Origin of the sequence: Streptomyces sp. SP18BB07 (assembly GCF_036322545.1) — a bacterium.
Taxonomy (GTDB): Bacteria; Actinomycetota; Actinomycetes; order Streptomycetales; family Streptomycetaceae; genus Streptomyces; species Streptomyces deccanensis.
This window is the reverse complement of the sequence record NZ_JAQYWT010000295.1, coordinates 18,329-42,250: the sequence shown is the minus strand read 5'-3', so window position 1 is coordinate 42,250 and position 23,922 is coordinate 18,329. Positions and strand designations below refer to the sequence as shown.

The following is a 23,922-nucleotide window of genomic DNA, read 5'->3' as shown; positions in this document are numbered from 1 at the left end:
AGCCCCCGTAGCCCTCGCAAGCCCCGCCCCCGTAGCCCTCGCAGCCCCCAGCCATCTCAGCCCCTGAGGACCCTCATCACCTCTCGGTCGAGCCCGGCCTTCTCAGACCGGCGGACGCGACCGGGGCACCGTCACCGTGACCCGCAGCCCGTGCGGCTCGTGGTGGGCGTAGGCGATGGAGCCGCCGCCGGCCGCGATCAGCGCCCGGGAGATGGAGAGCCCGAGACCCGAGCCCTTGATGTTCTGGTGGGCGGTGCTGCGCCAGAAGCGGTCGCCGACGCGTTCCAGCTCCTCGTCGCTGAGGCCGGGCCCGCCGTCGGTGACGACGACCGTGGAGGACTCGCCGTTCGAGCCGACCCGGACCTCGACACGCTCCCCAGCGGGCGTGAACTTCAGCGCGTTGTCGATCACCGCGTCCAGGGCGCTGGACAGGGCGATGGGGTCGGCCCAGGCGGTGGTGGCCGGGCAGGTGCCGACCAGCGACACCCCCTTGTCGTGGGCCAGCGGCGACCAGGACGCGACGCGCTCGGCGGTCAGCTCGCCCACGTCGATGAGCCGCAGATCGGACTCCGCGTGCTCGGCGAGCGCCAGGTCGAGCAGGTCGTCGAGGACCGACGCGAGGCGTTTGCCCTCGGTGCGGACGGAGGCGATCTCCTCGTTGCCCTCGGGCAGTTCGAGCGCGAGCAGGTCGATGCGGAGCAGCAACGCGGCGAGCGGGTTGCGGAGTTGGTGCGAGGCGTCGGCGACGAAGGCGCGTTGTTGTTCCAACACGTCCTCGACGTTGTCGGCCATCTCGTTGAACGACCGTGCCAGACGCCGGAGTTCAGGTGGTCCGCCGGCCGCCGCGACCCGTGACTTGAGGCGTCCGGAGGCGATGGCGTGGGTGGTGACGTCGAGGACGCGTACGGGCTTGAGGACCCAGCCCGTCAGCCGCAGCGCGGCTCCTACGGCGAGGAGCATCGCGGCGGCCTCGCCCGCGCCGATGATCAGCCAGCCGCGCAGGATCTTCGAGCGCATCTGGTCGGTGGGCGAGTCGGTGACGACGGCCGCGACGACGTCACCGTCGTGGATGACGGGGGACGCGACGACGAGCCGGCCCTCCTGCCAGGGCCACACCTGTTTCGGGTCGTGCGGGCGCCGCCCCAGCAGCGCCTCCTCGAAGGCGGCGAGCCCCTCCCCCTCGGTGGGCCGACCCCATTCCACGGGAGCGTTGGCCATGGCCGGCTGGCTCTTCTCCCGATAGAAGACGCCGGCCTTGATGCCGTACACCCGGTAGTACTGCTCCAGCTCCCGCTGGAGGGTCTCGCCGCGGCCGTCCGTGGTGTCCACGCGGGATCCGCTCGGGCGTTCGGTGACGAACTGGGCGAGGGCCGCGAAGCGCGCCGTGTCGTCGATGCGGTCGACGACCACCTCCTGCTGCCGCGCCGCCGCGAGGCTCACCGCCAGCGGAATGCCGAGGGCCAGCAGCACGGCGGCCATCAGGACGATGAGCAGCGGAAGAAGACGAGTGCGCACGCGGGCACGCTACGGCGTCGGGGCGACCAGCCGATAGCCGACCCCGCGCACCGTCTCGATCAGGGCGGGCATCCGCAGCTTCGACCGCAGGGAGGCGACATGTACTTCCAGGGTGCGGCCGGTCCCCTCCCAACTCGTCCGCCACACCTCGCTGATGATCTGTTCCCGGCGGAAGACGACACCGGGCCGCTGGGCCAGCAGCGCGAGCAGATCGAACTCCTTGCGGGTCAGCTGGACGACCGAGCCGTCCACGCTGACCTGCCGGGTGGGCAGCTCGATGAGCACGGACCCCAGCCGCAGCCCGCTGTCACCGGGGGCCGCGGCCTCGTCGGGGGCCCGGCGGCGGGCGACGGCGTGGATCCGGGCGAGCAGCTCGCCGGTGTCGTAGGGCTTGACCACGTAGTCGTCGGCGCCGAGGTTGAGGCCGTGGATCCGGGACCGTACGTCGGAGCGGGCCGTCACCATGATCACCGGGGTGCTGGTCCGCTTGCGGATCTTGCCGCAGACCTCGTAGCCGTCCTGGTCGGGCAGGCCGAGGTCGAGCAGGACGACGCCGAAGCCGTTGCCCTCCGGGACGAGTGCCTGGAGCGCCTCCTCGCCGCTGCGGGCGTGGGTGACGTCGAAGCCGTGTCGGGCCAGGACCGCGGACAGGGCGGCGGCCACGTGGTTGTCGTCCTCGACGAGGAGCAGCCTCATTCCGGCCCCTTCCTGCTCGGTGGGTCATACGTTTCGGTCATGTGTGCGTCTCGGCTGGCACACATTACGCGGATTCGCATCCCGGGCACGCGCGTATCGGCCCCTTCGCAGTCACACTGATGAGTGAGGACGCCGTCAAGGCCGGAGGGGTTCCGCGCGGGTTCCGTTATGCAGCCGAAACGCCCCGCCCGAGCCCGTCACGTGCAGTGTCCGTCCGGCTACCAGATCGTTATGCTCAATTCTCGCTCAGATGTAATGACGCTGGTCGTCGCCGGTCACTACTGTCCTCCGAAACCGAGGAGGACGGAGCCAGAAAGCGATGACCGAAGTTTCGGTGGTCAAGGACGCGGTGCCCGCGGCCGAGGACCTGGTCGTCCTGAAGAGCGTCAACAAGCACTTCGGCGCGTTGCACGTGCTCCAGGACATCGATCTGACAATCACCAGGGGTGAGGTCGTCGTGGTGATCGGACCCTCCGGGTCCGGCAAGTCCACCCTCTGCCGCACCATCAACCGGCTGGAGTCGATCGACTCCGGCGACATCACGATCGACGGCAAGCCGCTGCCCGCGGAGGGCAAGGCGCTCGCACGACTGCGTGCGGACGTCGGCATGGTGTTCCAGTCGTTCAACCTCTTCGCGCACAAGACCGTGCTCGAGAACGTGATGCTGGGACAGCTCAAGGTCCGCAAGACCGACAAGAAGCAGGCCGAGGAGAAGGCGCGGAACCTGCTGGACCGGGTCGGCGTGGGCACCCAGGCGGACAAGTACCCCGCACAGCTCTCGGGCGGTCAGCAGCAGCGCGTCGCGATCGCGCGGGCACTGGCCATGGACCCCAAGGTCATGCTCTTCGACGAGCCGACCTCGGCGCTCGACCCCGAGATGATCAACGAGGTCCTGGAGGTCATGCAGCAGCTGGCCCGGGACGGCATGACCATGGTCGTGGTCACCCACGAGATGGGCTTCGCCCGTTCGGCCGCCAACCGGGTGGTGTTCATGGCGGACGGCCGCATCGTCGAAGAGGCTGTGCCGGACCAGTTCTTCAGCAACCCCCGCAGCGACCGGGCCAAGGACTTCCTCTCGAAGATCCTGCACCACTGACGGCCTGCCGACGCCCATCCGGCACCCGGCACCCAGCACCATGACGGTCCGCATCTGTTCACCACGCAAAGGATGTTCACCATGAAGCTCCGCAAGGCCTCCGCCGCAGCAGCCGCCGCCCTCGTCCTCGCCCTGACCGCCACCGCGTGCGGCGGCGACGACAGCAACGGCAACGACGGCGGCTCCGGCTCCGGCTCCGGTGGCGGCGACAAGATCAAGATCGGCATCAAGTACGACCAGCCGGGTCTCGGCCTGAAGGAGCCCGACGGTTCCTTCTCCGGCTTCGACGTCGACGTGGCCACGTACGTGGCCAAGGAGCTCGGCTACGACGCCAAGCAGATCGAGTTCGTCGAGACCAAGAGCGCCGACCGCGAGAACGCCCTGGCCCGCGGCGACGTCAAGTTCATCGCGGCGACGTACTCGATCAACGACGAGCGCAAGAAGAAGGTTGACTTTGCCGGCCCGTACCTGCTGGCCCACCAGGACCTGCTGATCAAGTCGGACTCCGACATCAGCAAGGGCACGGACCTCAACGGCAAGAAGCTCTGCTCGGTGACCGGTTCCACCTCGGCGCAGAACGTCAAGGACACCATCGCCCCGAAGGCCCAGCTGCGTGAGAACAGCGGGTACTCCGAGTGCCTCGCGGGTCTGCAGAGCGGTGCCGTGGACGCCCTGACCACCGACGACTCGATCCTCGCCGGCTACGCCGCGCAGGAGCAGTACAAGGGCAAGTTCAAGCTCGCGGGCCTGAAGCTCAGCAACGAGAACTACGGGATCGGCGTCAAGAAGGGCGACACCGCGACCGTGGACAAGATCAACGCCGCCCTCGAGAAGATGGTCAGCGACGGCGCCTGGGAGACCGCGGTCAAGGAGAACTTCGGCCCGGCCAACTACAAGAACGAGCCCGCCCCGAAGATCGGCGACATCAAGTAAGTCGGGTATCCGCGCCCAGCGCGGTTCTCGCAGGCGCGCCGCCGCCCGCCGCAAGGCGCGGTGAGGGCGGCGGCGCTCTGCGCCTGCCACGTATGCCACACACCCGGAAGCGCGGGAGACAGTGTTCGACTTCCTTTCAAACTATGACGACCCGAGCCTGTTGGGCGCCTTCTGGATGACGGTCAAACTCACCGTCGCCTCGGCCATCGGCTCGCTGGTCTGGGGGACCCTGCTCGCCGCCATGCGAGTCAGCCCCGTCCCCCTGATGCGGGGCTTCGGCACCGCTTACGTGAACATCGTGCGGAACATCCCGCTGACCGTCATCATCGTCTTCACCTCGCTGGGCCTCGCCGACATCTTCGGCATGACCATGGGGGCGCCCGACGACTTCAAGGCCCAGGGCTTCCGGCTCGCCGTTCTCGGTTTCGTCGCCTACACCGCGGCGTTCGTCTGCGAGGCACTGCGCTCCGGCATCAACACGGTGCCTGTGGGCCAGGCCGAGGCGGCACGCGCCATCGGACTGAGCTTCGGCCAGGTCCTCGGCCTCATCGTGCTGCCGCAGGCGTTCCGCGCGGTCATCGGCCCGCTGGCCAACGTGCTGATCGCGCTGACCAAGAACACGACCGTGGCGGCCGCCATCAGTGTGGCGGAGGCCGCCTACCTCATGAAGGGCATGATCGAGAAGGAGGCACAGACGCTGCTCATCGGCGCGGTCTTCGCCTTCGGGTTCGTGGTACTGACCCTGCCCACCGGCCTGTTCCTCGGCTGGCTGAGCAAGCGACTGGCGGTGAAGCGATGAGTTCCGTCCTCTACGACGCCCCCGGCCCCCGGGCCAAACGGCGCAACGTGATCCTCACGGTGTCCTTCGTGGTCCTGCTGGCCCTCCTTGCCTGGTGGGTGTGGCAGAAGATGGACGACAAGGGCCAGCTGGAGTGGAGTCTCTGGAAGCCCTTCACCACGTCCCAGGCTTGGACCACCTATCTGCTGCCCGGCCTCGCCAACACGCTCAAGGCCGCGGGGCTCGCCATGGTGATCGCCCTTCCGCTGGGCGCGCTCCTGGGTATCGCGCGTCTCTCCGACCACCGATGGGTCCGGGTTCCGGCCGGCACCGTGGTGGAGTTCTTCCGGGCGATCCCGGTCCTGTTGCTGATGCTGTTCGCCAACGAGGTCTATGCCCGCTCGACAGGCATCAGCACCGAGGACCGGCCGATGTACGCGGTCGTCACCGGCCTGGTGCTCTACAACGCCTCGGTCCTCGCCGAGGTCGTACGCGCCGGCATCCTCGCCCTGCCCAAGGGCCAGACGGAGGCCGCCCAGGCGATCGGTCTGCGCAAGGGCCAGACGATGGGCAGCATCCTGCTGCCGCAGGCCGTCACCGTGATGCTGCCGGCCATCGTCAGCCAGCTCGTGGTCATCGTGAAGGACACCGCGCTCGGTGGTGTGCTGCTGCAGTTCACCGACCTTCTCAACGCGCGCACCACGGTGGCTGCCAACTACGGCAATGTCATCCAGAGCTTCGTCGTCGTGGCGATCATCTACATCATCCTGAACTTCATCATCACGAGCTTCGCCAGTTGGCTGGAGCAGCGGCTGCGGCGCGGCAAGAAGTCGACCGGTGCGGTCCTGGGCCCGGCGGCGATCGAGGGCACCGCGGCGACCGGCGCGGGTGGCGCCGTCGGTGTCGGGGGTGTCGACGGTGGTGGCGGTGGCCAACCAGGTACCTGACAGGTGATCAGGTGACATCCCCCCAGGATGTCCCCCGATTCGCTCCCCGGAGGGCAGTGGCATGATCGCCACTGCCCTCCGTCACTTGACGCAAGCACCGGCAATGGGTTGCATACGTTCTGTGATCGTGCACCCTGCTCCAACTTCCTGTTCACCCACGTCCGCCGGGACGTCGCGCCGGGCAGGGGGCGCCGCGCCGTGGATCCGGTGATCATCGTCGGTGCGGGGCCCGTGGGGCTCACGCTCGCCCTCGCGCTGGCGCGCCAGGACGTGCCGTCCGTGGTCCTCGACGAGGGACCGGGAAAGGACGAGCAGCGGCTCGCACGGACGGTCGTCCTGAACGAGGACACGGCCGCACTGCTGGAACGGTTGTCCGGGGCCCCGCTCTCCCGGATCGGCTTCCGTTGGGCCGGATGGCGGTCGATGCGGCGCAAGCAGGTGATGCGTCAGGTCAGGTTCGGGGAAGCCGACTTCGAGGAGCCGGGCGTCCCGCCCCGGGACGGCGCGAAGGCCACCCGCGGTGGCCACGACGCCGTCGTGGAGGGTTCCGCCGACCTCCCCCCGCTCCACATCGCCCAGCACGTCCTGACCGCCGCCCTGCGCGAGGCCATCGCCGGTGAGCGGCTCGTCAAGATCGCCGTCGAGAGCCGGCTCGACGCACTCGAACAGGAGAAGTCCGGCGTCACGGCCCACACCCGTGGCCCCAAGAGCACCTGGTGGCGCGGCAGTTACCTGGTCGGGTGCGACGGCCCCCGCTCTACGGTCCGCAAGCTCCAGGACATCCGCTTCCCCGGCCGTACGGCGGTGGAACGACACGCGGTGGCGGCACTGCGCGCGGAACTCCCCTGGCCGGGCGAAGCGTTGCTGCACCGCATGCCACCGTGGCGCACGGCGGGTCCGTCCGGCGGGGAGATCACCGCGCGCCCCCTCGACGAGGGCCTCTGGCGCCTCGACTGGCTCCTGCCACCGGGCAAGGACCTCGTGACTCCCGAGCTCCTCGTCGCCCGCGTCCGCGAGACCCTCGCCGGCTGGACAGGCGGCTCGACACCGCCGTACGACCTGCTGGACACCGGCGTGCACACTGTGCACCACCGGCTCGCCCGGCGCTGGCGGGTCGGCCGGGTCTTCCTCGCCGGCGACGCGGCCCACCTGCTGGGGGCACTCGGCACCCAGGGTCTCGACGAGGGACTGCGTGACGCCGACAACCTCGCCTGGAAACTGGCCCTGGCCTGGCACCACGGCCCCCACGAGCCCCTGCTCGACAGCTACCAGACGGAACGGCGCGCAGTCGTCGCCGCCCGGTTGCGCGCCGCCGACCAGGTACTGCCCCTGCTGCGCGGCGGCAAGGGGCTGCGGTCCTACGTCCCCGGCTCCGCCCGGGGCCACGACGCGCTGCTGGCCGACGGACACCTGGGGCGCGGGGCACTGGGCGCGCCGGGGGCGTACTCCGACTCGCCGCTCATGCCTCCACGCGCCGCCGCGGAGACTCCGGTCGACACACTGCCGGGCACCCAGGTCGTGGATGTGGAGGTGACGGCGGAGGACGGCACCTTCGTACCGCTGCGGGACCGGCTCGGACGCGGGGCCCTGCTGGTCGTGCTGATCGCGCCGGGCACCGGGGTGTGGGAGCGCAAGCACTGGATGAGCGCGGGGATCATGCCCCGTCTCGCCGCCGCCGTCTCCGCCCTGCCGCGGCCCGCCGAGTTGCTGGTCGCCGAGGCCTACCCGGGCGCCGCCGCCCACACCGTCCTCCTCGTCCGCCCCGACGGCTACCTCGTCACCGCCCTGAGCGGCGTACGCCCGGCCGACCTGTACGCGGCCGCGGAGGCGACGCTGGGCGGGGCGAAGCAGCAGCCCGAGACCAGCGACAGCGACGCGGCCACGAGCGCGCGCTGAGCGCTGACATGCCCTCGGAGACGCCCTGTCCCGCGCAGAGAGGGCCCGGACCGATCGACGACCGTCACTGTGTGTCCACATAGTGACGGTGAGTTGACCACCCAGCCCGGTCATGGTGTACTCCGGTCCGTGACCGACACCTCTACGCGCCTGTGGCGGAGGGTCCATATGGACCTCGTCCGCTATGCGGGCTGCGTGTGTCGTCCGTCCTGCTGACTTCGCATCCCTCTCTTTCGCGCGCGCCATCCGTGTGCTGCCGCGCGCTCCCCAGCGAACGCACTTCAGGACGGTACCCGTGTCTGTGTCCCCCGTTGTTCCTCCCTCTTCCGCTCCGACCGTCTCCGCCCCCACGCAGGCGGAACTGCTCGACTTCGCTCGCCGGACCGCCGCCGATGCCGAGCTGATCGCGTCGCTCCCGCTCGACCCCGAGGGCCGCACCTGGGTGCGGCTCGAAGGTCCCGGCGGCAGCGAGGCCTGGCTCATCGGCTGGCCGCCCGGCACGGGGACCGGCTGGCACGACCACGCCGACTCGGTGGGCGCCTTCGTCACCGCCGCCGGCGAACTCAAGGAGTACTCACTCGCCGCCCGACTGCCCACCGACGGCTGGAAGACCCTCGAACTCACCGAAGGCGTCGACCGCGAGCGGCAGCTGCCTGCCGGCAAGGGCCGCTCCTTCGGACACCACCATGTCCACGAGGTGCTCAACGAGTCCTCCGAGGAGCACGCGATCTCCGTCCACGCCTACTACCCGCCCCTCCCCCGCATCCGGCGCTTCAGCCGCACGGGGCAGGTGCTGCGCCTGGAGCACGTGGAGCGCCCGTCGGACTGGCAGTGAGCCCGGGGGGCCCGAGCGGCCCCCGCCCGCTCCCACTCCCCGCACCTTTCGCTCCCCCTCGCCTCAGTACCCCTCGTCCTCCAGTCCCTCCGTCTCCTCCCCCTCTTCCTCCAGCGCCTGCCGGACCACTCGCAGGGCCATGCCCTCGGGGTAGCCCTTGCGGGCGAGCATGCCGGCGAGCCGGCGGAGGCGTTTGTCACGATCGAGGCCACGGGTGGAGCGCAGCTTGCGGGCGACGAGCTCGCGCGCGGTCGTCTCCTCCTGCTCCGAGTCGAGCTGGGAGACGGCCTCGTCGATCAGGGCCGAGTCGACACCCTTGGTGCGCAGCTCCCTGACGAGGGCTCGTCGTGCCAGGCCCCGACCGTGGTGCCGGGACTCCACCCAGGCGTCGGCGAACGCGCTGTCGTTGATCAGTCCGACCTCCTCGAACCTCGACAGCACCTCCTCCGCCACGCCCTCGGGGATCTCGCGTTTGTGCAGGGCGTCCGCGAGTTGCTTACGGGTGCGCGGGGTCCCGGTGAGCAGGCGCAGACAGATCGCGCGCGCCCGCTCAGCCGGGTCCCCTGAGGACTCGCCTTTCTCGGCCCTCGACGAGAAAGACGAACCCCCGTCCTGCGGTCCCCCGTCGTCCGGGCCGTCGCCCGCTTCCCCGAAGCCACGCCGCCTGCCGCTTCGGCCGCCGCGCCTGCCACGCGCGTCGCCGTCCGCACCGCGCGTGGGGCCGCCACCACGCCGACGGCCGCCGGCGGCCGGGCCCGCACCGGAGCGCGAGCCGTCCTCCCACCGTGCGACGTCGCCGTCACCGCCGCCGTCGCAGGGCGGGAAGCCCCCGTCCCCGTCCTCATGCGCGCCGAATCCCCCGGTCCCCCCGCCGGTACCCCCGAGCCCCCGGCCCTCGGGAGCACCGGGATACGCGTACTCGCCCCAGTCCGTTCTGCGCGTCACGGACTAGCTCTTCGCCGCCGCGGCCTTGGTCTTGGTGGCCTTGGCTGCCGGAGCGGGCACCGCCTTCGCGTCGTCCGCGGTGGCCGGGTCCGCGCCCGCCGCGTCCGCGCCGGGTTCGGCGGCGGGCTCCTCGGGCCGGACGCCGACGCCCAGCTTCTCCTTGATCTTCTTCTCGATCTCGTTGGCGAGATCGGGGTTGTCCTTCAGGAAGTTACGGGCGTTCTCCTTGCCCTGGCCGAGCTGGTCGCCCTCGTACGTGTACCAGGCGCCGGCCTTGCGGACGAAGCCGTGCTCCACGCCCATGTCGATCAGGCCGCCCTCACGGCTGATGCCCTGGCCGTAGAGGATGTCGAACTCGGCCTGCTTGAAGGGCGGCGCGACCTTGTTCTTGACGACCTTGCAGCGGGTGCGGTTGCCGACCGCCTCCGTGCCGTCCTTCAGGGTCTCGATGCGACGGATGTCGATACGCACCGAGGCGTAGAACTTCAGCGCCCGGCCACCGGTCGTGGTCTCCGGGGAGCCGAACATCACGCCGATCTTCTCGCGGAGCTGGTTGATGAAGATGGCGGTGGTCTTGGACTGGTTGAGCGCACTGGTGATCTTCCGCAGGGCCTGGCTCATGAGACGGGCCTGCAGACCCACGTGGCTGTCGCCCATCTCGCCCTCGATCTCCGCGCGCGGGACGAGCGCGGCGACGGAGTCGATGACGATGAGGTCGAGAGCGCCGGAGCGGACCAGCATGTCCACGATCTCCAGGGCCTGCTCGCCGTTGTCCGGCTGCGACAGGATCAGGTTGTCGATGTCGACACCGAGCTTCTTCGCGTACTCGGGGTCGAGGGCGTGCTCGGCGTCCACGAAGGCCACCTGGCCGCCGGCCTTCTGCGCGTTCGCCACCGCGTGCAGGGTCAGGGTCGTCTTGCCGGAGGACTCCGGGCCGTACACCTCCACCACGCGGCCGCGCGGCAGGCCACCGACGCCGAGGGCGACGTCCAGTGCGGTCGACCCGGTGGGGATGACCTCGATGGGCTCGTTCGGCCGCTCGCCGAGGCGCATCACCGCACCCTTGCCGAACTGCCGTTCAATCTGTGCGAGCGCGGCGTCGAGCGCCTTCTCGCGGTCGGTTCCTGCCATGGGTTCCACCCGGTTTGCTTGAGTCGATCGCTTCACGTGAAAGACGCTAACGCCTGCCACTGACAATGGGCCCCGACGCCCGCCCGGCCTGTGGATAACTCGGGCACTTCTCCACGAAAAACCCTGCCGAACTCCCGTCGGCAGCCGCGCCGGAGCCTCCATAAGAATGGATGTTCGATTTTAGTGTCAAGCGACACCACAAGCTGTCCGGGGGACTTCCTCATGTCCTCGCCGAGGCGCCTTGTCGTGCGGCCGCGCCCTACGGAGTGCCGCGCTCCGGCCCGGCCCCACCCTCCGGCCCCGCGCCACTCTCGGGGCCGGCGTCGTCCCGACTGTCGTCGCCTGCGTCGTCCGTCGGCCGACTCGTCGGCCGGTGCCGGTCCGCCGTCTCCTCCAGCCGCGTCCGCAGACGCGCGAGAAGGTTGCGGGAGCCACGTCTGCGGTGGCCGTGCACCCGGGGGTCGTCCGTGACGTCGTACCGCTTCACGTACGCCCCGAGGAACGCCTGCAGGGTGGCGATGGCGGGGATGGCGATGAGCGCGCCGACGGCACCGAGGAGGGCGGTACCCGCGATGACCGACCCGAAGGCGACGGCCGGGTGGATGTCCACGGTCTTGGCGGTCAGCTTGGGCTGCAGCACGTAGTTCTCGAACTGCTGGTAGATGACCACGAAGACCAGGACCCACAGCGCGTACCACGGGTTGACCGTGAAGGCGATCAGCATCGGCAGGGCGCCCGCGAGATAGGTGCCGATGGTGGGGATGAACTGGGAGACCAGGCCGACCCAGACCGCGAGCGCTGGCGCGTAGGGCACGTCGAGGTACTCCAGCAGGATGTAGTGCGCCCCGCCGGAGATCAGCGCCATCAGCCCGCGTGAGTAGAGATAGCCGCCGGTCTTGTCCACGGCGATCTCCCACGCGCGCAGCACCTCGGCCTGCTTCGCGGGCGGCAGCACGGAACACAGCGCCCGCCGCAGCCGCGGTCCGTCGGCGGCGAAGTAGAACGAGAACAGCGCGATCGTCAGCAGCTGGAAGAGGCCCCCCAGCACCTGCGCGGAGACGTCGAGGACGCCCGTGGCGCTGTTCTGCACGTACTTCTGGAGCCAGTCGGAGCGGAGCAGCCCCTCCTGGATGTCCACCCGCTTGAGCTCGGTGTGGAAGCTGGTGTTGATCCAGCTGATGACGGAGTCGAGGTACGCCGGGAAGTCCTCGACCATCTTGATGATCTGGCCGGCGAGCATCGAGCCGAGCAGGGTGACGAAGCCCGCGGCCCCGATCAGTGTGATCAGGAAGACCAGGAAGGTCGCGAAGCCCCTGCGCAGCCCCTTCGAGGCCATCCAGCTCACCGCGGGCTCGATCGCGAGCGCCAGGAAGAACGCGATGAGGATGTTGACCAGCAGCCCGATCAGCTGGTGGAACGCCCAACTGCCCAGTTGGAAGACGGCTATGAGAGAGAGCGCGAGCACCATCGCGCGCGGCAGCCAGCGCGGCATACGGCCGCTCGGCGCGGCACCGGGTCCCGGGCCGACCGGGGGGCCGATGGGCGGTGTCGTGCCGGACGGGGGTACCTGCTGCTGCAACCTCGCGGTCTCGTCTGTGGGGGCCACGCACCAAGTCTCGCCCACGCCACCGACAATCAGTCGCCACCCCCGGATCCTCCGGCGCAACGATCGACGTCCACGTGGTGAAGTCCCGGGTCTTTCAGCGGTTTTCAGCCGGAACGCCCATGGTGGCGCACACCACGCGCCACACGTCCTTGGCCTCCCAGCCCGCGTCCAGCGCCTCGTGGACCGTACGTCCGCCGAGGTCGGACATCACATGATCGCGCGCGAAGGTTTCGGCGTACCCCGCACCGAAGTGCTCCGCCATCCGCTGCCAGAAGACCGTCAACCGCATGAGTCCAGTATCCCGCCCCAGGGGGTGGGCCTTCACGGGACGGCTTTCCGAGACCGCTTTCCACCCTACGGTCGGAGCCATGGCCGAAACCGGAGCATCCCCACTCCCCTCGTCGTCGCCGACGCACACCCCGCTGGCTCGCGCCGAGCAGTTCATCTGGCTGACCGCGCGCGTGCTGGAGCAGCGCCGCTTCGCCCACCACTTCCTGGAGGGGAGCGCCGACGCGGTGGAGACCGCGCTGGCCGCCTACCGCAACGCCGACGAGGGGTACGGGCACGCGCTCGAACCCGATCTGCGCGGACCCGTGAGCCAGCCGCTGCACACCGGGCACGCGCTGCGTGTCCTGGACTCGATCGGGCGCTGCGGCGGACAGCGGGTGGAGCGCGTGTGCCGCTATCTGACCTCGGTGTCGACCCCCGACGGCGCGCTCCCCGCAGTACACCCCAGCCAGCGCGGCTACCCCGCAGCCCCGTTCGTACCGATCGTCGACGACCCGCCCAGTGATCTGCTGGCCACCGGGCCCGTGGTGGGTCTGCTGCACCGCAACCAGGTGTGGCACGCGTGGTTGTTCCGGGCCACCGACTTCTGCTGGCAGGCGGTCGAGTCCCTGGAGAAGTCGCACCCCTACGAGATCCACGCCGCCGTGGCGTTCCTGGAGTCGGTGCCGGACCGCCCGCGCGCGCGGGCGGCCGCCGACCGGCTCGGCCGCCTGGTGCGCGAGCACCGGCTCGCCGCGCTGGATCCGGAGCGGCCGCACGACTTCCCCGTGTCCGCCGGCTACGCACCGGGCGAGCACCACTACCCGCACGACTTCGCGCGCACCCCGGAGTCCCTCGCGCGCGCATGGTTCACCGACGAGGAGATGTCCCGTTCTCTGGACTTCCTGGCGGGCGAGCAGGCGGAGGACGGCGGCTGGCCGATCCGCTGGCGTCAGTGGGCCCCGAGCACGGCCATGGAGAGCCGCCCGATCGTGACGATCGAGGCACTGCGCACGTTGCGCGCGTACGGGCGGCCGATCGGCTGAGGCCTGCCGGCTCGGTGCTGGCCGGGACGCACGCGCACACGTGCGTGCAACCGGCGCACGCGCGTGAGACGCGGCACGCGCGTGCGCGTATGCCTGCGTGCGTGTGCGTGCCGTACGACAGCTACGGCGACCGTCAGCCCGTGATCGCCCGCACCCCCGCCGTCACAAGCACCGCCGCTGCCACGACGACCAGAAAGGGGGCCCGCAGGAGCAGCGCCACGGCGGCCGCGGCGAGCCCCGCTGCCCTCGCGTCCACGACCAGGTCGTGACCGTCGGCGAAGGTCTGCTGGGCTGTGAGGGCGGCGAGAAGGGCCACCGGCAGCAGGGCGGCGAGGCGTTGCACGAGGGGGCGTTCCAGGACGCCCTCCGGCACCAGCAGGCCGATCAGCTTGACCGCGTAGCAGCCGACGGCGGTGACGACGATCGCGATCCAGACGTTCACCGCTCGTCCCCCTGCCCGCGCCGGCCGTCCTCGTCCTGCCTGTCGTCGCGCCGACCGTCCTCGCCCTGCGGACGCTGCCCACCGCCGCCCTCACCACGTGCCTCGCCCCTTGGGCCGTCGGCCCTGCGACGGCGCCCCTCCGCCCAGAGGACGAGCGGGGCGGCGCTCGCGGCGACCAGGACCGGGACTCCGGCGGGCAGGACCGGCAGCAGGCCCAGCCCCAGGACGACGGCGATGCCCGCGATGGCCCGCTCCCCCGCTGTCTTCAGCATCGGCGCGAGGAGGGCCAGGAAGGTCGCGGGCCCGGCCGCGTCGAGCCCCCACGCATCGGTGTCGCCGAGGGCCTCTGCGCCGAGCGCGCCGAGCAGCGTGGTGAGGTTCCACAGCACGTAGAGGCTGAGCCCGGTGACGGCGAAGCCGATGCGGGTGGCGCGCCGTGTGGGCTGGGCGAGGGCGACGGCCGTGGTCTCGTCGATGACCCACTGGGCGGCGAACGGCCGCACCGCGCGCGGGAGGGCGAGCATCTGCGACAGACGCAGCCCGTAGAACGCGTTGCGCACGCCCAGGAAGAAGGCCCCGGCGGCTGCCGTGAAGGGGTTGCCGCCGACCGCGAGCGCGCCCACCAGAGCGAACTGGGAGGCCCCGGTGAATACCAGGAGGCTCAGCGCGCAGGTCTGCAGCAGGCTGAGTCCGCTGCCGGCCGAGGTCACCCCGAAGGCGAAGCCGGACAGGCCGACGGCCACCCCCACTCCCAGGGCGTCCCGGACGACCGCTCCGTCGGGTTTCGTGCCGCCACCGTCGTCCCGTGTCTCCGCGAGACCTGTCTGTTCACTCACCACGCACCGGACGGTACGAGCCCGCGGCGCTATCGGTCTTGTACGTTCTTGCACCCCCGCACGCCGTCAGTGCGTCCGAGCGCGCTCCTCCCGCTCCCGCCCACCACCAGGACCACCAGGACCACCAGGACCACCAGGACCACCGATACGTTCGCGCTGGTAAGCCCCCGGAGGCACGCCCACGATCCGGCTGAAGTGGCGGTTGAGGTGCGGCTGGTCCGTGAAGCCGACGGCGACGGCGGCATCGACCGGAGCCGTGCCCGCGTCGAGCAGGCTCCGCGCCCGCCGCACGCGGGCGTCGGTCAGCCAGGCGTGCGGCGGCATGCCGTAGGCCGCGCGGAAGGCCCGCAGCAGCGCGAAGGGGCTGGTGCCCAGGTCGGCGGCAAGCCGTGCCAGGGTCGGCGGGTCGGCCATCCGCTCGGACAGCACCGCACGCGCGCGTGCCGCGACGGAGGTGCCGGCCGTACGGACGGGGCGTTGGGGCAGTGACCCGCCGTTCAGGCGCAGCAGCCGGGTCACGGCGACCCGGAGGAGGGTGTCCGCGGCCAGCGCGTTGCCCTCGTCGACGGCCCGCAGCACCTGATGGACGAGGCCGGCGGCGTACGGGTCGTCGAGCACCGGATTCACGAAGCCTGGGGTGCCGCGGATCGTGGTGGTCTCGGCGGCGATCTCGGCCACCACGTCCGGCGGCGGGTAGATCGCGCCGTACCGCCAGCCCTCGGGCACACCGGCGCGACCGGTGTGCGGGGTGTCCGGGTTGACGAGGGCCAGGGTGCCCGGGCCGGCGTACTGATCGGCACCGCCGTGGTGGAACACCTCGAGGCCGTCGGCGATGGCCGCGATCACGAAGTTCTCGTGGGTGTGGCGCACGAACTTCTTCTGGACGTACCTCGCTCGCAGCAGGTCGACCCCGGGCAGCTCCGCGTACCGCCAGTGCCTCGCCCGCTCCACCGAACCCGCCATACCCCCATTCTGCGGCCGCCCCGAGCGGCGAACGCGCACGGGCCCCGCCCGGCCCCACGCGGGCTCCGCCCAGCCCCCGCCGGGCCGCGTCCACCCCCGCCCGCCTCACCCCCATCCGCCTCACCCCCATCCACCCTCCTCCGCACCCGCCCCCTCATCCCGTCCCACTCCGGGCCGTTTGCCCAGGTCCGGGCCGTTGTCAGTGGTCGGGTGCAGGATGGGGGCATGGTCAGCTCCGCAGATCGAGCCCTCGACGGCTTCTCCCCCGCCACCCGTGGCTGGTTCACGGGGGCCTTCTCCGCGCCCACCGCGGCCCAGGCCGGGGCGTGGCGGGCGATCGGCGAGGGCTCGGACGTGCTGGTGGTCGCCCCGACCGGCTCCGGCAAGACGCTGGCCGCGTTCCTCGCCGCGCTGGACCAGCTGACGTCGAGCCCGCCCCCGGCCGACCCGAGGAAGCGCTGCCGGGTGCTGTACGTGTCACCGCTGAAGGCACTCGCGGTGGACGTGGAGCGGAACCTGCGCAGTCCGCTGACCGGCATCCGCCAGGAATCGGTGCGCCTGGGACTGCCCGAGCCCGAGGTGAAGGTGGGCATCCGCTCCGGGGACACCCCCGCCGCCGAGCGCCGGGCCCTGGCGACCCGCCCGCCGGACATCCTGATCACCACCCCCGAGTCGCTGTTCCTCATGCTGACGTCGGCCACCCGTGAGGCGCTCACGGGCGTGGAGACGGTGATCCTGGACGAGGTGCACGCGGTCGCGGGCACCAAACGCGGCGCCCACCTGGCCCTCACCCTGGAGCGGCTCGACGAGTTGTTGCCCCGGCCGGCCCGCCGCATCGGCCTGTCCGCGACCGTGCGCCCCGTCGACGAGGTCGCGCGCTATCTCTCCCCCCGCCGCAGGGTGGAGATCGTCCAGCCTCCGTCCGGCAAGGAGTTCGACCTGTCGGTGGTCGTGCCGGTGGAGGACCTGGGGGAGCTGGGCGGCTCCCCCGTCGCCGACGCCAACGAGGGCGCGGAGCGGCCGTCGATCTGGCCGCACGTGGAGGAGCGGATCGCCGACCTCGTCCAGGCCCACCGCTCCACGATCGTCTTCGCCAACTCCCGGCGCCTCGCGGAGCGGCTGTGCAACCGGCTCAACGAGATCGCGTACGAGCGGGCCACCGGCGAACCCCTGGACGAACACCACGCCCCGGCTGAGCTGATGGGCGGTTCGGGCGCGGCCCAGGGAGCGCCACCGATCCTCGCCCGCGCCCACCACGGCTCGGTCTCCAAGGAGCAGCGCGCCCTGGTCGAGGAGGACCTGAAGGCGGGCAGGCTGCCGGCCGTGGTCGCCACCTCCAGCCTCGAACTGGGCATCGACATGGGCGCGGTGGACCTCGTCGTCCAGGTGGAGTCACCTCCGTCGGTCGCCTCGGGCCTGCAGCGCGTGGGACGCGCCGGGCACCAGGTGGGCGCGGTCTCCACGGGTGTGGTCTTCCCCAAGTACCGGGGCGACCTGGTGCAGTCGGCCGTGGTCACCGAGCGGATGCGCAGCGGCTCCATCGAGTCCATGAGGATCCCGGGCAATCCCCTGGACGTCCTGGCGCAGCAGATCGTCGCCATGACCTCGATGGACACCTGGCAGTTCGACGACCTCCTCGCCACCGTCCGCCGCGCGGCCCCGTTCGCCTCGCTCCCCGAGTCCGCGTTCACGGCCGTCCTCGACATGCTCGCGGGCCGCTATCCGTCCGACGCCTTCGCCGAGTTGCGCCCGCGCGTGGTGTGGGACCGGGTCGCCGGCACGATCACGGGCCGCCCCGGCGCCCAGCGGCTCGCCGTCACCTCCGGGGGCACGATCCCGGACCGGGGCCTCTTCGGGGTCTTCCTCGCGGGCTCCGACCCCAAGAAAGGCGGCGGCCGGGTCGGTGAGCTGGACGAGGAGATGGTGTACGAGTCCCGCGTCGGGGACGTGTTCACCCTCGGCACCAGTTCCTGGCGCATCGAGGACATCACGCGCGACCGGGTGCTGGTCTCCCCCGCGCCGGGTGTCCCGGGCCGCCTGCCGTTCTGGAAGGGCGACCAGCTCGGCCGCCCGCTCGAACTGGGGCGCGCGGTCGGCGCGTTCCTGCGCGAGGTGGGCTCCCTGTCCGAGGAGGACGCCCGACTGCGTCTGCTGACCGCCGGACTCGACGCCTGGGCCGCGGACAACGTGCTCTCCTACCTGGCCGAACAGCGCGAGGCCTGCGGTCACGTACCGGACGACCGCACCATCGTCGTCGAACGCTTCCGCGACGAGCTGGGCGACTGGCGCGTCGTCGTCCACTCCCCCTTCGGCGCCCAGGTGCACGCCCCCTGGGCGCTCGCCCTCGGTGCGAAGCTCTCCGAGCGGTACGGCATGGACGCCCAGGTCATGCACGCCGACGACGGCATCGTGCTGCGCCTGCCCGACGCCGACCTCATGGGCCTGGACCTGCTCGACATGGAGCCCATGAAGGCGGGCACGGAGTACGACGCCGAGCAGGCCCCGCTCGGCGCCGCGGACGTCGCCTTCGACAAGGGCGAGGTCGACCAGATCGTCACCGACCAGGTGGGCGGCTCGGCCCTGTTCGCCTCCCGCTTCCGCGAGTGCGCCGCCCGCGCGCTCCTGCTGCCCCGTCGCAACCCCGGCAGGCGCACGCCCCTGTGGCAGCAGCGCCAGCGCGCGGCCCAACTGCTGCAGGTCGCGAGCGAGTTCGGCTCGTTCCCGATCGTCCTGGAAGCGGTCCGCGAATGTCTGCAGGACGTCTTCGACGTCCCCGGCCTCGCCGAGCTGATGGGCGACATCGAGTCCCGCAAGGTGCGCCTCGTCGAGGTCACCACCCCGGAGCCCTCCCCCTTCGCCCGCTCCCTCCTCTTCGGCTATGTCGCGCAGTTCCTGTACGAGGGTGACTCCCCGCTCGCCGAGCGTCGCGCGGCCGCCCTGTCGCTGGACTCCCGGCTGCTCGCCGAGCTGTTGGGCCAGGCGGAGCTGCGGGAACTGCTCGACGCCGAGGTGCTGACCGAGCTGGAGCGGGAGCTCCAGTGGCTCACCGAGGACCGACGCGTCAAGGACGCCGAAGGCGTCGCGGACCTGCTCCGCCTCCTCGGCCCCCTCACGGACGCCGAGTTGGCCGAGCGCGGAGCGGAGCCGCAGTGGGCGCCGGAGCTGGCCAGGGCCCGCCGTGCCATCCGCGTCCGCGTCGCCGGCATCGACCACTGGGCGGCGATCGAAGACGCTGGCCGCCTGCGGGACGCGCTCGGCACAGCCCTGCCGGTCGGTGTCCCGGAAGCCTTCACCGAACCGGTCAAGGACCCCCTCGGCGACCTCCTCGCCCGCTACGCGCGCACGCACGGCCCGTTCACCTCGGCCACGGCAGCCGCCCGCTTCGGCCTCGGCGTGGCCGTCACGGACGGCGCGCTGCACCGCCTGGCGGCGAACGGCCGTGTCGTGCAGGGCGAGTTCCACCCGGCGGGCATCGGCCAGGAGTGGTGCGACGCGACCGTGCTGCGCCGCCTGCGCCGCCGTTCACTCGCGGCCCTGCGCCATGAGCTGGAGCCGGTGCCGCCGGCCGCGCTCGCCCAGTTCCTGCCCCAGTGGCAGCACGTGGGCGGCGGCCACGGACTGCGCGGCGTCGACGGCCTGGTCCGCGCGATCGAACAGCTCCAGGGCGCCTCCGTACCCGCCTCCGCCCTGGAGAAGCTGGTCCTGCCCTCGCGGGTGGCGAACTACAGCCCGGCGATGCTCGACGAACTCACCGCTGCCGGAGAGGTCGTCTGGGCCGGGGCCGGAGCCCTCCCCGGCAAGGACGGCTGGGTCTCGCTGTATCTGGCGGACGCGGCGCCCCTCCTCCTCCCACCGCCGCACCCCCTGGAGCTGACCGCGCTTCACGAGTCGATCCTGAGCGCCCTCTCCGGCGGTTACGGCCTCTTCTTCCGCCAGATCGCCGACCAGGTCCGCGCGACCACCCACCCCAACGCCACCGATCCCCAACTGGCCGATGCCGTCTGGGACATGGCCTGGTCCGGCCGGCTGACCAACGACACGCTCACCCCCATGCGCTCCCTCCTCGGCTCGGGCCGCACCGCGGGTTCCACCGCCCACCGCGCCAAGCGCACGGTCCCGCGCGGCCGGTACGGCTCCCTGACCGCCGCCGCCCGCCCCCAGTCCCGTACGGGCCCGCCCACGGTCGCCGGCCGCTGGTCCCTCCTCCCCACCCATGAGCCCGATCCCACCGTCCGCGCCCACGCCCTGGCCCGCACCCTCCTTGACCGCCACGGTGTCGTGACCCGGGGCGCGGTCGGCGCCGAGGGGGTCGAGGGCGGCTTCTCCGCGGTCTATCGCGTCCTGTCCGTCTTCGAGGAGAGCGGCCAGGCCCGCCGCGGTTACGTCGTCGAGGGTCTGGGTGCCGCCCAGTTCGCGATGGACGGCGCCGTGGACCGCCTCCGCGCGGTGTCCAACGCCCGCGAACGGGGCGAGCCCGTCCCGAGCCCCGCCCCGTACACCTCCGCCGACGAGGCCCGCCCCACAGCACAGCCCCAGCCCTCGTGGGACACCTTCTCCGACGCCGCCTCCTTCACCCCCGTCGACCCCGGTGCTCCCGACCTGCACCTCGACTTCGACTCCCCATACGCTCCCGACGGCACCCCGAGCGGCACTCCGGACGGACACCACACGCCCGCCCAGGCCGACCCGTACCACCGCACCGGCCGCGCCCCGCACCGCACCCGCCCCACACCCTCCCCGCGAGCAGTCGTCCTCGCCGCCGCGGACCCCGCGAACGCCTATGGCGCCGCCCTCCCCTGGCCCGAGCCGCCCACCGAGGCCGGGCACAAACCGGGCCGCAAGGCGGGCTCCCTGGTCGTCCTGGTCGACGGCGAGCTGACCCTCTACATGGAACGCGGCGGCAAGACCCTCCTGGCCTGGCCCGCCGACCCCGACGCCAGACCCCTGGACGACCCCCGCCTGCGCCCGGCCGCCGAAGCCCTCTCCGCGGCGGCACGCGCGGGCTCCCTGGGCACGATCACGGTGGAGCGCGTGAACGGCACCTCCGCCCTCACCTCCCCCCACGGCCCCCTCCTGGAAGGAGCAGGCTTCATCGCGACCCCCCGTGGCCTGCGCATCCGAGCGTGACCGAAGAGCCCACACGTCAGGGGCACGAAGCGCCGTCACCGTGCGCCCCCATGCCCCTCCGCGTCACGAGGACGACCAGCCGTCCACAGAGCACCCGGTCCCCCCGACATGCCACCCTTGACCCATGCCCGAAGGTGACACCGTCTGGCAGACGGCGAGACGACTCGACACCGCCCTCGCCGGCAAGGTCCTGTCCCGCTCCGACCTGAGGGTCCCGAAGTTCGCCACGGCCGACCTCACCGGCCGCACCGTCCTGGACGTCACCCCCCGGGGCAAGCACCTCCTCACCCGCATCGAAGGCGGCCTGACCCTCCACTCCCACCTGCGGATGGACGGCTCCTGGAAGGTGTACGGAAACGACGAGCGCTGGCGCGGTGGCCCGGCGCACCAGATCCGCGCCATCCTGGGCACCGTCGACCGCACGGCCGTCGGCTACCGCCTCCCCGTGCTGGAGCTGATCCGCACCGTCGACGAGTCCCGCGCCGTCGGCCACCTCGGCCCCGACCTGCTCGGACCGGACTGGGACCCCGACCGAGCCCTCGCCAACCTCCTGAGCGACCCCGCGCGCCCCCTCGGCGAGGCACTGCTGGACCAGCGCAATCTCGCCGGCATCGGCAACGTCTACAAGAGCGAACTCTGCTTCTTGCTCCGGGTGACCCCCTGGCTCCCCGTCGGCGCCCTCCCCGAGGACCTCGCCGCCCGGTTGCCCGTCCTCGCCAAGAAGCTCCTCGAAGCCAACCGCGACCGCCCGATCCGCAGCACCACGGGCCACCGCCATCACGACCTGTTCGTGTACGGCCGGGCCCCCCGCCCGTGCCTGCGCTGCCAGACCCCCGTCCGCGCGGCCGACCAGGGCGACGGTTCCCGGGAACGCCCCACCTACTGGTGCCCCACCTGCCAGTCGGGACCGGCACCGGCGCCCGGCACCGCCAGAACGTCCCGCGCGAACCCCCGCACCGCACACGGAACCCGACGCCGCACATCTGATTGACGGACCGTCAGAAACGCTCGTACCGTCGCCTCATGCCCATCCCGGCGTACGACCTCACCGGCCGCACCGCGTTCGTCACCGGCGCCGGCAGCGGTATCGGCCGCGCGTCGGCGGTACTGCTCGCCGAGGCGGGCGCCGCGGTGCACTGCGCGGACCGTGACGCGCAGGGCCTGCACGAGACGGCGACCCTGATCGAGGCCGGGAACGGTACCGCCCACGTCCACCACCTCGACGTCACCGACCGCGACCGGCTCGCGCGGGCGGTGGCCGCCTGCGAGCGGCTCCATGTGATGGCGGCGATCGCCGGGATCATGCACACCAGCCCGGTGCTGGAGACCCGCGACGAGGACCTGGAACGGGTGTGGAGCGTCAACTTCAAGGGCGTGCTGCACGCCTGCCAGGAAGCCGCCCGCCGGATGATCGCCGACGGGACACGGGGCAGCATCGTCACCATGGCCTCCGGCGCCGTCGACACCGGCGGTCCGGGACTCCTCTGCTACGGCGTGACCAAGGCGGCGGTGGTCCAGCTGACGAAGACCCTGGCGACCGAGGTCGGCCCGCACGGCATCCGCGTCAACGCCGTGGCGCCGGGCTGGATCCGTACGCCCATGACCGACCGGCACGACGGCGAGGCGCAGGCGCGGACCGAGTCCCGCATGGCCCGGCTGTCACCGCTGAGCCGGGTCGGCGAGCCCGACGACATCGCTCATGCCGTGCTGCACCTCGCCTCCGACGCCTCGGCGTTCACGACGGGCCAGATCCTCCGCCCGAACGGCGGGGTGGCCATGCCCTGGTGACCACGGCCCCCACCGTGCCCCCCAGAACAGGACCACCCCTCGCGCCCCCTGACGCGCCCCCCGACCGTTCCCGTGCCCGCCCCTTCGGCACGCAGTGGACAGGCAGGAGACTCAGCCCCCACCCCCCGGCCGCGACCGCCCCCTCCACCGCGCCGGCGTCCGGCACCAGCGCGAGTCGCAGCACACCCCACCACCACAGCGCACCGAGCCCCAGAGCCGCCCCCCAGCGAGCTATTCGCATGGCCGCCACCTCCAAGGCCTTCGGGCCCCCACAACGACGCTAGACGGCCCTCGTCACGACCGGAGAGGGCGCACCACCGGCACAGGGACGCACGGCCCTCTCACAGGGACCGCGCCCACGGGCCACCCGATGCGCCCCGCAGCCACTCACCGCCGTCCTCACGCCCCCACCCGTCACCCGCGCCGCGCCACCCGTTCGCCGCCGGACCTCCACGCGCCACCGGTTCTCCACGCGGAACTCCGCGCGCTACCCGTTCTCCGCCTGGAACATCCAGTGGTGCTTCTCGAGATCCGCCGTGATACCGATGAAGATGTCCTGGCTCACCGGATCCGCCTCCGCGGTGCTCTCCACCCGCGCCCGCATCCGGGTGATCACCGCGCCGAGCGCCTCCACCAGGGTCCCGACCGCGTCCGCGTCCTTGACCCAGCCGTCCGGCACCCTGCCGATACCGCTGCTCCCGGCGACCGTCCCGGCCCGCCCGTCCGGCGGGACACCGAGGGTGGAGGCGCGTTCGGCGACGGTGTCGGAGTGCAGCCGAGCGGTGTCCACGACCTCGTCGAGCTGGAGATGGACCGAGCGGAATCGCGGCCCGACGACGTTCCAGTGGATCTGCTTGGCCACCAGGGAGAGGTCGACAAGATCGACCAGGGCACCTTGCAGCGCCTCGGAGACGGTCTTGAGATCGGCCTCGGACAGCGGGCTCTTCACCACGTACATCAGCACGCTCCGGATTCTTGAGACGACCGTACGACCACCATGACCGCACACCGCCACCCCGGCAAACGGGAGCCCCAGGCAACACAAAAGCCCCGGTCGGCACCCCCAGGTCTCCCT

The 23,922-nt window shown here is 71.7% G+C and carries 21 protein-coding genes; 11 read left to right on the top strand and 10 right to left on the bottom strand.

What is annotated here, in order from left to right:
• Window positions 1-102 precede the first annotated feature (102 nt).
• Window positions 103-1,515 (bottom strand): sensor histidine kinase, encoded by a 1,413-nt coding sequence (locus PUR53_RS16625; RefSeq protein WP_329900173.1) that lies wholly within the window; start codon window positions 1,513-1,515, stop codon window positions 103-105.
• Between the two features lie 9 nt (window positions 1,516-1,524).
• Window positions 1,525-2,211 (bottom strand): response regulator transcription factor, encoded by a 687-nt coding sequence (locus PUR53_RS16620; protein ID WP_329900172.1) that lies wholly within the window; start codon window positions 2,209-2,211, stop codon window positions 1,525-1,527.
• Window positions 2,212-2,530: 319 nt separating this feature from the next.
• On the opposite strand from PUR53_RS16620, the gene PUR53_RS16615 reads away from it, so the two are divergent.
• From PUR53_RS16615 to PUR53_RS16585, 7 genes are all read left to right on the top strand, one after another.
• Complete coding sequence (locus PUR53_RS16615; protein ID WP_329900171.1) at window positions 2,531-3,307, top strand: amino acid ABC transporter ATP-binding protein; 777 nt, start codon at window positions 2,531-2,533, stop codon at window positions 3,305-3,307.
• Window positions 3,308-3,388: 81 nt separating this feature from the next.
• On the top strand, window positions 3,389-4,240 hold the full coding sequence (locus PUR53_RS16610; RefSeq protein ID WP_329908721.1) for a glutamate ABC transporter substrate-binding protein: 852 nt from the start codon (window positions 3,389-3,391) through the stop codon (window positions 4,238-4,240).
• Window positions 4,241-4,361: 121 nt separating this feature from the next.
• Window positions 4,362-5,039: an amino acid ABC transporter permease gene (locus PUR53_RS16605; protein ID WP_329908720.1), complete on the top strand. Its 678-nt coding sequence runs from the start codon at window positions 4,362-4,364 to the stop codon at window positions 5,037-5,039.
• On the top strand, window positions 5,036-5,965 hold the full coding sequence (locus tag PUR53_RS16600; protein ID WP_329908719.1) for an amino acid ABC transporter permease: 930 nt from the start codon (window positions 5,036-5,038) through the stop codon (window positions 5,963-5,965). Before PUR53_RS16605 ends, PUR53_RS16600 begins: the two co-directional genes overlap by 4 nt.
• 198 nt (window positions 5,966-6,163) lie before the next feature.
• On the top strand, window positions 6,164-7,861 hold the full coding sequence (locus PUR53_RS16595) for an FAD-dependent monooxygenase (protein WP_329900167.1): 1,698 nt from the start codon (window positions 6,164-6,166) through the stop codon (window positions 7,859-7,861).
• A 69-nt stretch (window positions 7,862-7,930) separates the two neighbouring features.
• Window positions 7,931-8,077: a putative leader peptide gene (locus PUR53_RS16590; protein WP_329900166.1), complete on the top strand. Its 147-nt coding sequence runs from the start codon at window positions 7,931-7,933 to the stop codon at window positions 8,075-8,077.
• A gap of 79 nt (window positions 8,078-8,156) precedes the next feature.
• Window positions 8,157-8,696: a cysteine dioxygenase gene (locus PUR53_RS16585; RefSeq protein WP_329900165.1), complete on the top strand. Its 540-nt coding sequence runs from the start codon at window positions 8,157-8,159 to the stop codon at window positions 8,694-8,696.
• 63 nt (window positions 8,697-8,759) lie between these two features.
• Here the strand turns inward: PUR53_RS16585 and recX are convergent, their stop codons facing one another.
• The 4 genes from recX to PUR53_RS16565 form a co-directional block, all read right to left on the bottom strand.
• Window positions 8,760-9,641, bottom strand: coding sequence for a recombination regulator RecX (gene recX / locus PUR53_RS16580; protein WP_329908718.1), 882 nt, complete (start codon window positions 9,639-9,641; stop codon window positions 8,760-8,762).
• Between the two features lie 3 nt (window positions 9,642-9,644).
• Window positions 9,645-10,772 carry a recombinase RecA gene (gene recA, locus PUR53_RS16575; RefSeq protein ID WP_329900163.1) on the bottom strand — a complete coding sequence of 376 codons (1,128 nt, stop codon included), beginning with the start codon at window positions 10,770-10,772 and terminating at the stop codon, window positions 9,645-9,647.
• Between the two features lie 259 nt (window positions 10,773-11,031).
• Window positions 11,032-12,378, bottom strand: coding sequence for an AI-2E family transporter (locus tag PUR53_RS16570; RefSeq protein WP_329908717.1), 1,347 nt, complete (start codon window positions 12,376-12,378; stop codon window positions 11,032-11,034).
• Between the two features lie 94 nt (window positions 12,379-12,472).
• A complete protein-coding gene (locus PUR53_RS16565) occupies window positions 12,473-12,667 on the bottom strand; it encodes a DUF3046 domain-containing protein (RefSeq protein WP_045561144.1) in 195 nt (64 codons plus the stop codon).
• A gap of 79 nt (window positions 12,668-12,746) precedes the next feature.
• Between PUR53_RS16565 and PUR53_RS16560 the strand changes: the two genes are divergently transcribed.
• Window positions 12,747-13,691: a hypothetical protein gene (locus tag PUR53_RS16560; protein ID WP_329908716.1), complete on the top strand. Its 945-nt coding sequence runs from the start codon at window positions 12,747-12,749 to the stop codon at window positions 13,689-13,691.
• Between the two features lie 133 nt (window positions 13,692-13,824).
• On the opposite strand, the gene PUR53_RS16555 is transcribed toward PUR53_RS16560, so the two are convergent.
• The 3 genes from PUR53_RS16555 to PUR53_RS16545 form a co-directional block, all read right to left on the bottom strand.
• Window positions 13,825-14,133 (bottom strand): AzlD domain-containing protein, encoded by a 309-nt coding sequence (locus PUR53_RS16555; RefSeq protein ID WP_329900160.1) that lies wholly within the window; start codon window positions 14,131-14,133, stop codon window positions 13,825-13,827.
• A complete protein-coding gene (locus PUR53_RS16550; RefSeq protein ID WP_329900159.1) occupies window positions 14,130-14,969 on the bottom strand; it encodes an AzlC family ABC transporter permease in 840 nt (279 codons plus the stop codon). The genes PUR53_RS16555 and PUR53_RS16550 overlap by 4 nt, the downstream gene beginning before the upstream one ends.
• A gap of 66 nt (window positions 14,970-15,035) precedes the next feature.
• Window positions 15,036-15,932, bottom strand: coding sequence for an AraC family transcriptional regulator (locus PUR53_RS16545; RefSeq protein ID WP_329908715.1), 897 nt, complete (start codon window positions 15,930-15,932; stop codon window positions 15,036-15,038).
• Between the two features lie 225 nt (window positions 15,933-16,157).
• On the opposite strand from PUR53_RS16545, the gene PUR53_RS16540 reads away from it, so the two are divergent.
• The 3 genes from PUR53_RS16540 (at window position 16,158) to PUR53_RS16530 (ending at window position 22,847) form a co-directional block, all read left to right on the top strand.
• Window positions 16,158-21,059, top strand: a complete 4,902-nt coding sequence (locus PUR53_RS16540; RefSeq protein WP_329908714.1) for an ATP-dependent helicase — start codon at window positions 16,158-16,160, stop codon at window positions 21,057-21,059.
• 124 nt (window positions 21,060-21,183) lie between these two features.
• Window positions 21,184-22,050: an Fpg/Nei family DNA glycosylase gene (locus tag PUR53_RS16535; protein WP_329900156.1), complete on the top strand. Its 867-nt coding sequence runs from the start codon at window positions 21,184-21,186 to the stop codon at window positions 22,048-22,050.
• Window positions 22,051-22,082: 32 nt separating this feature from the next.
• Window positions 22,083-22,847 carry an SDR family NAD(P)-dependent oxidoreductase gene (locus tag PUR53_RS16530; RefSeq protein ID WP_329900155.1) on the top strand — a complete coding sequence of 255 codons (765 nt, stop codon included), beginning with the start codon at window positions 22,083-22,085 and terminating at the stop codon, window positions 22,845-22,847.
• A gap of 487 nt (window positions 22,848-23,334) precedes the next feature.
• Here the strand turns inward: PUR53_RS16530 and PUR53_RS16520 are convergent, their stop codons facing one another.
• The gene (locus PUR53_RS16520) at window positions 23,335-23,805 is read right to left on the bottom strand and encodes a Dps family protein (protein WP_329900371.1); all 471 of its coding nucleotides are present in this window, start codon (window positions 23,803-23,805) and stop codon (window positions 23,335-23,337) included.
• Between the last annotated feature and the right edge of the window lie 117 nt (window positions 23,806-23,922).

Coding starts and splice junctions, on each gene's coding strand:
- PUR53_RS16600 (WP_329908719.1), top strand. CDS start 5,036: ATGAGTTCCGTCCTCTACGACGCCCCCGGCCCCCGGGCCAAACGGCGC.
- PUR53_RS16620 (WP_329900172.1), bottom strand. CDS start 2,211: ATGAGGCTGCTCCTCGTCGAGGACGACAACCACGTGGCCGCCGCCCTG.
- PUR53_RS16535 (WP_329900156.1), top strand. CDS start 21,184: ATGCCCGAAGGTGACACCGTCTGGCAGACGGCGAGACGACTCGACACC.
- PUR53_RS16610 (WP_329908721.1), top strand. CDS start 3,389: ATGAAGCTCCGCAAGGCCTCCGCCGCAGCAGCCGCCGCCCTCGTCCTC.
- PUR53_RS16565 (WP_045561144.1), bottom strand. CDS start 12,667: ATGCGGTTGACGGTCTTCTGGCAGCGGATGGCGGAGCACTTCGGTGCG.
- PUR53_RS16545 (WP_329908715.1), bottom strand. CDS start 15,932: ATGGCGGGTTCGGTGGAGCGGGCGAGGCACTGGCGGTACGCGGAGCTG.
- PUR53_RS16520 (WP_329900371.1), bottom strand. CDS start 23,805: ATGTACGTGGTGAAGAGCCCGCTGTCCGAGGCCGATCTCAAGACCGTC.
- PUR53_RS16540 (WP_329908714.1), top strand. CDS start 16,158: ATGGTCAGCTCCGCAGATCGAGCCCTCGACGGCTTCTCCCCCGCCACC.
- PUR53_RS16530 (WP_329900155.1), top strand. CDS start 22,083: ATGCCCATCCCGGCGTACGACCTCACCGGCCGCACCGCGTTCGTCACC.
- PUR53_RS16615 (WP_329900171.1), top strand. CDS start 2,531: ATGACCGAAGTTTCGGTGGTCAAGGACGCGGTGCCCGCGGCCGAGGAC.
- PUR53_RS16560 (WP_329908716.1), top strand. CDS start 12,747: ATGGCCGAAACCGGAGCATCCCCACTCCCCTCGTCGTCGCCGACGCAC.
- recA (WP_329900163.1), bottom strand. CDS start 10,772: ATGGCAGGAACCGACCGCGAGAAGGCGCTCGACGCCGCGCTCGCACAG.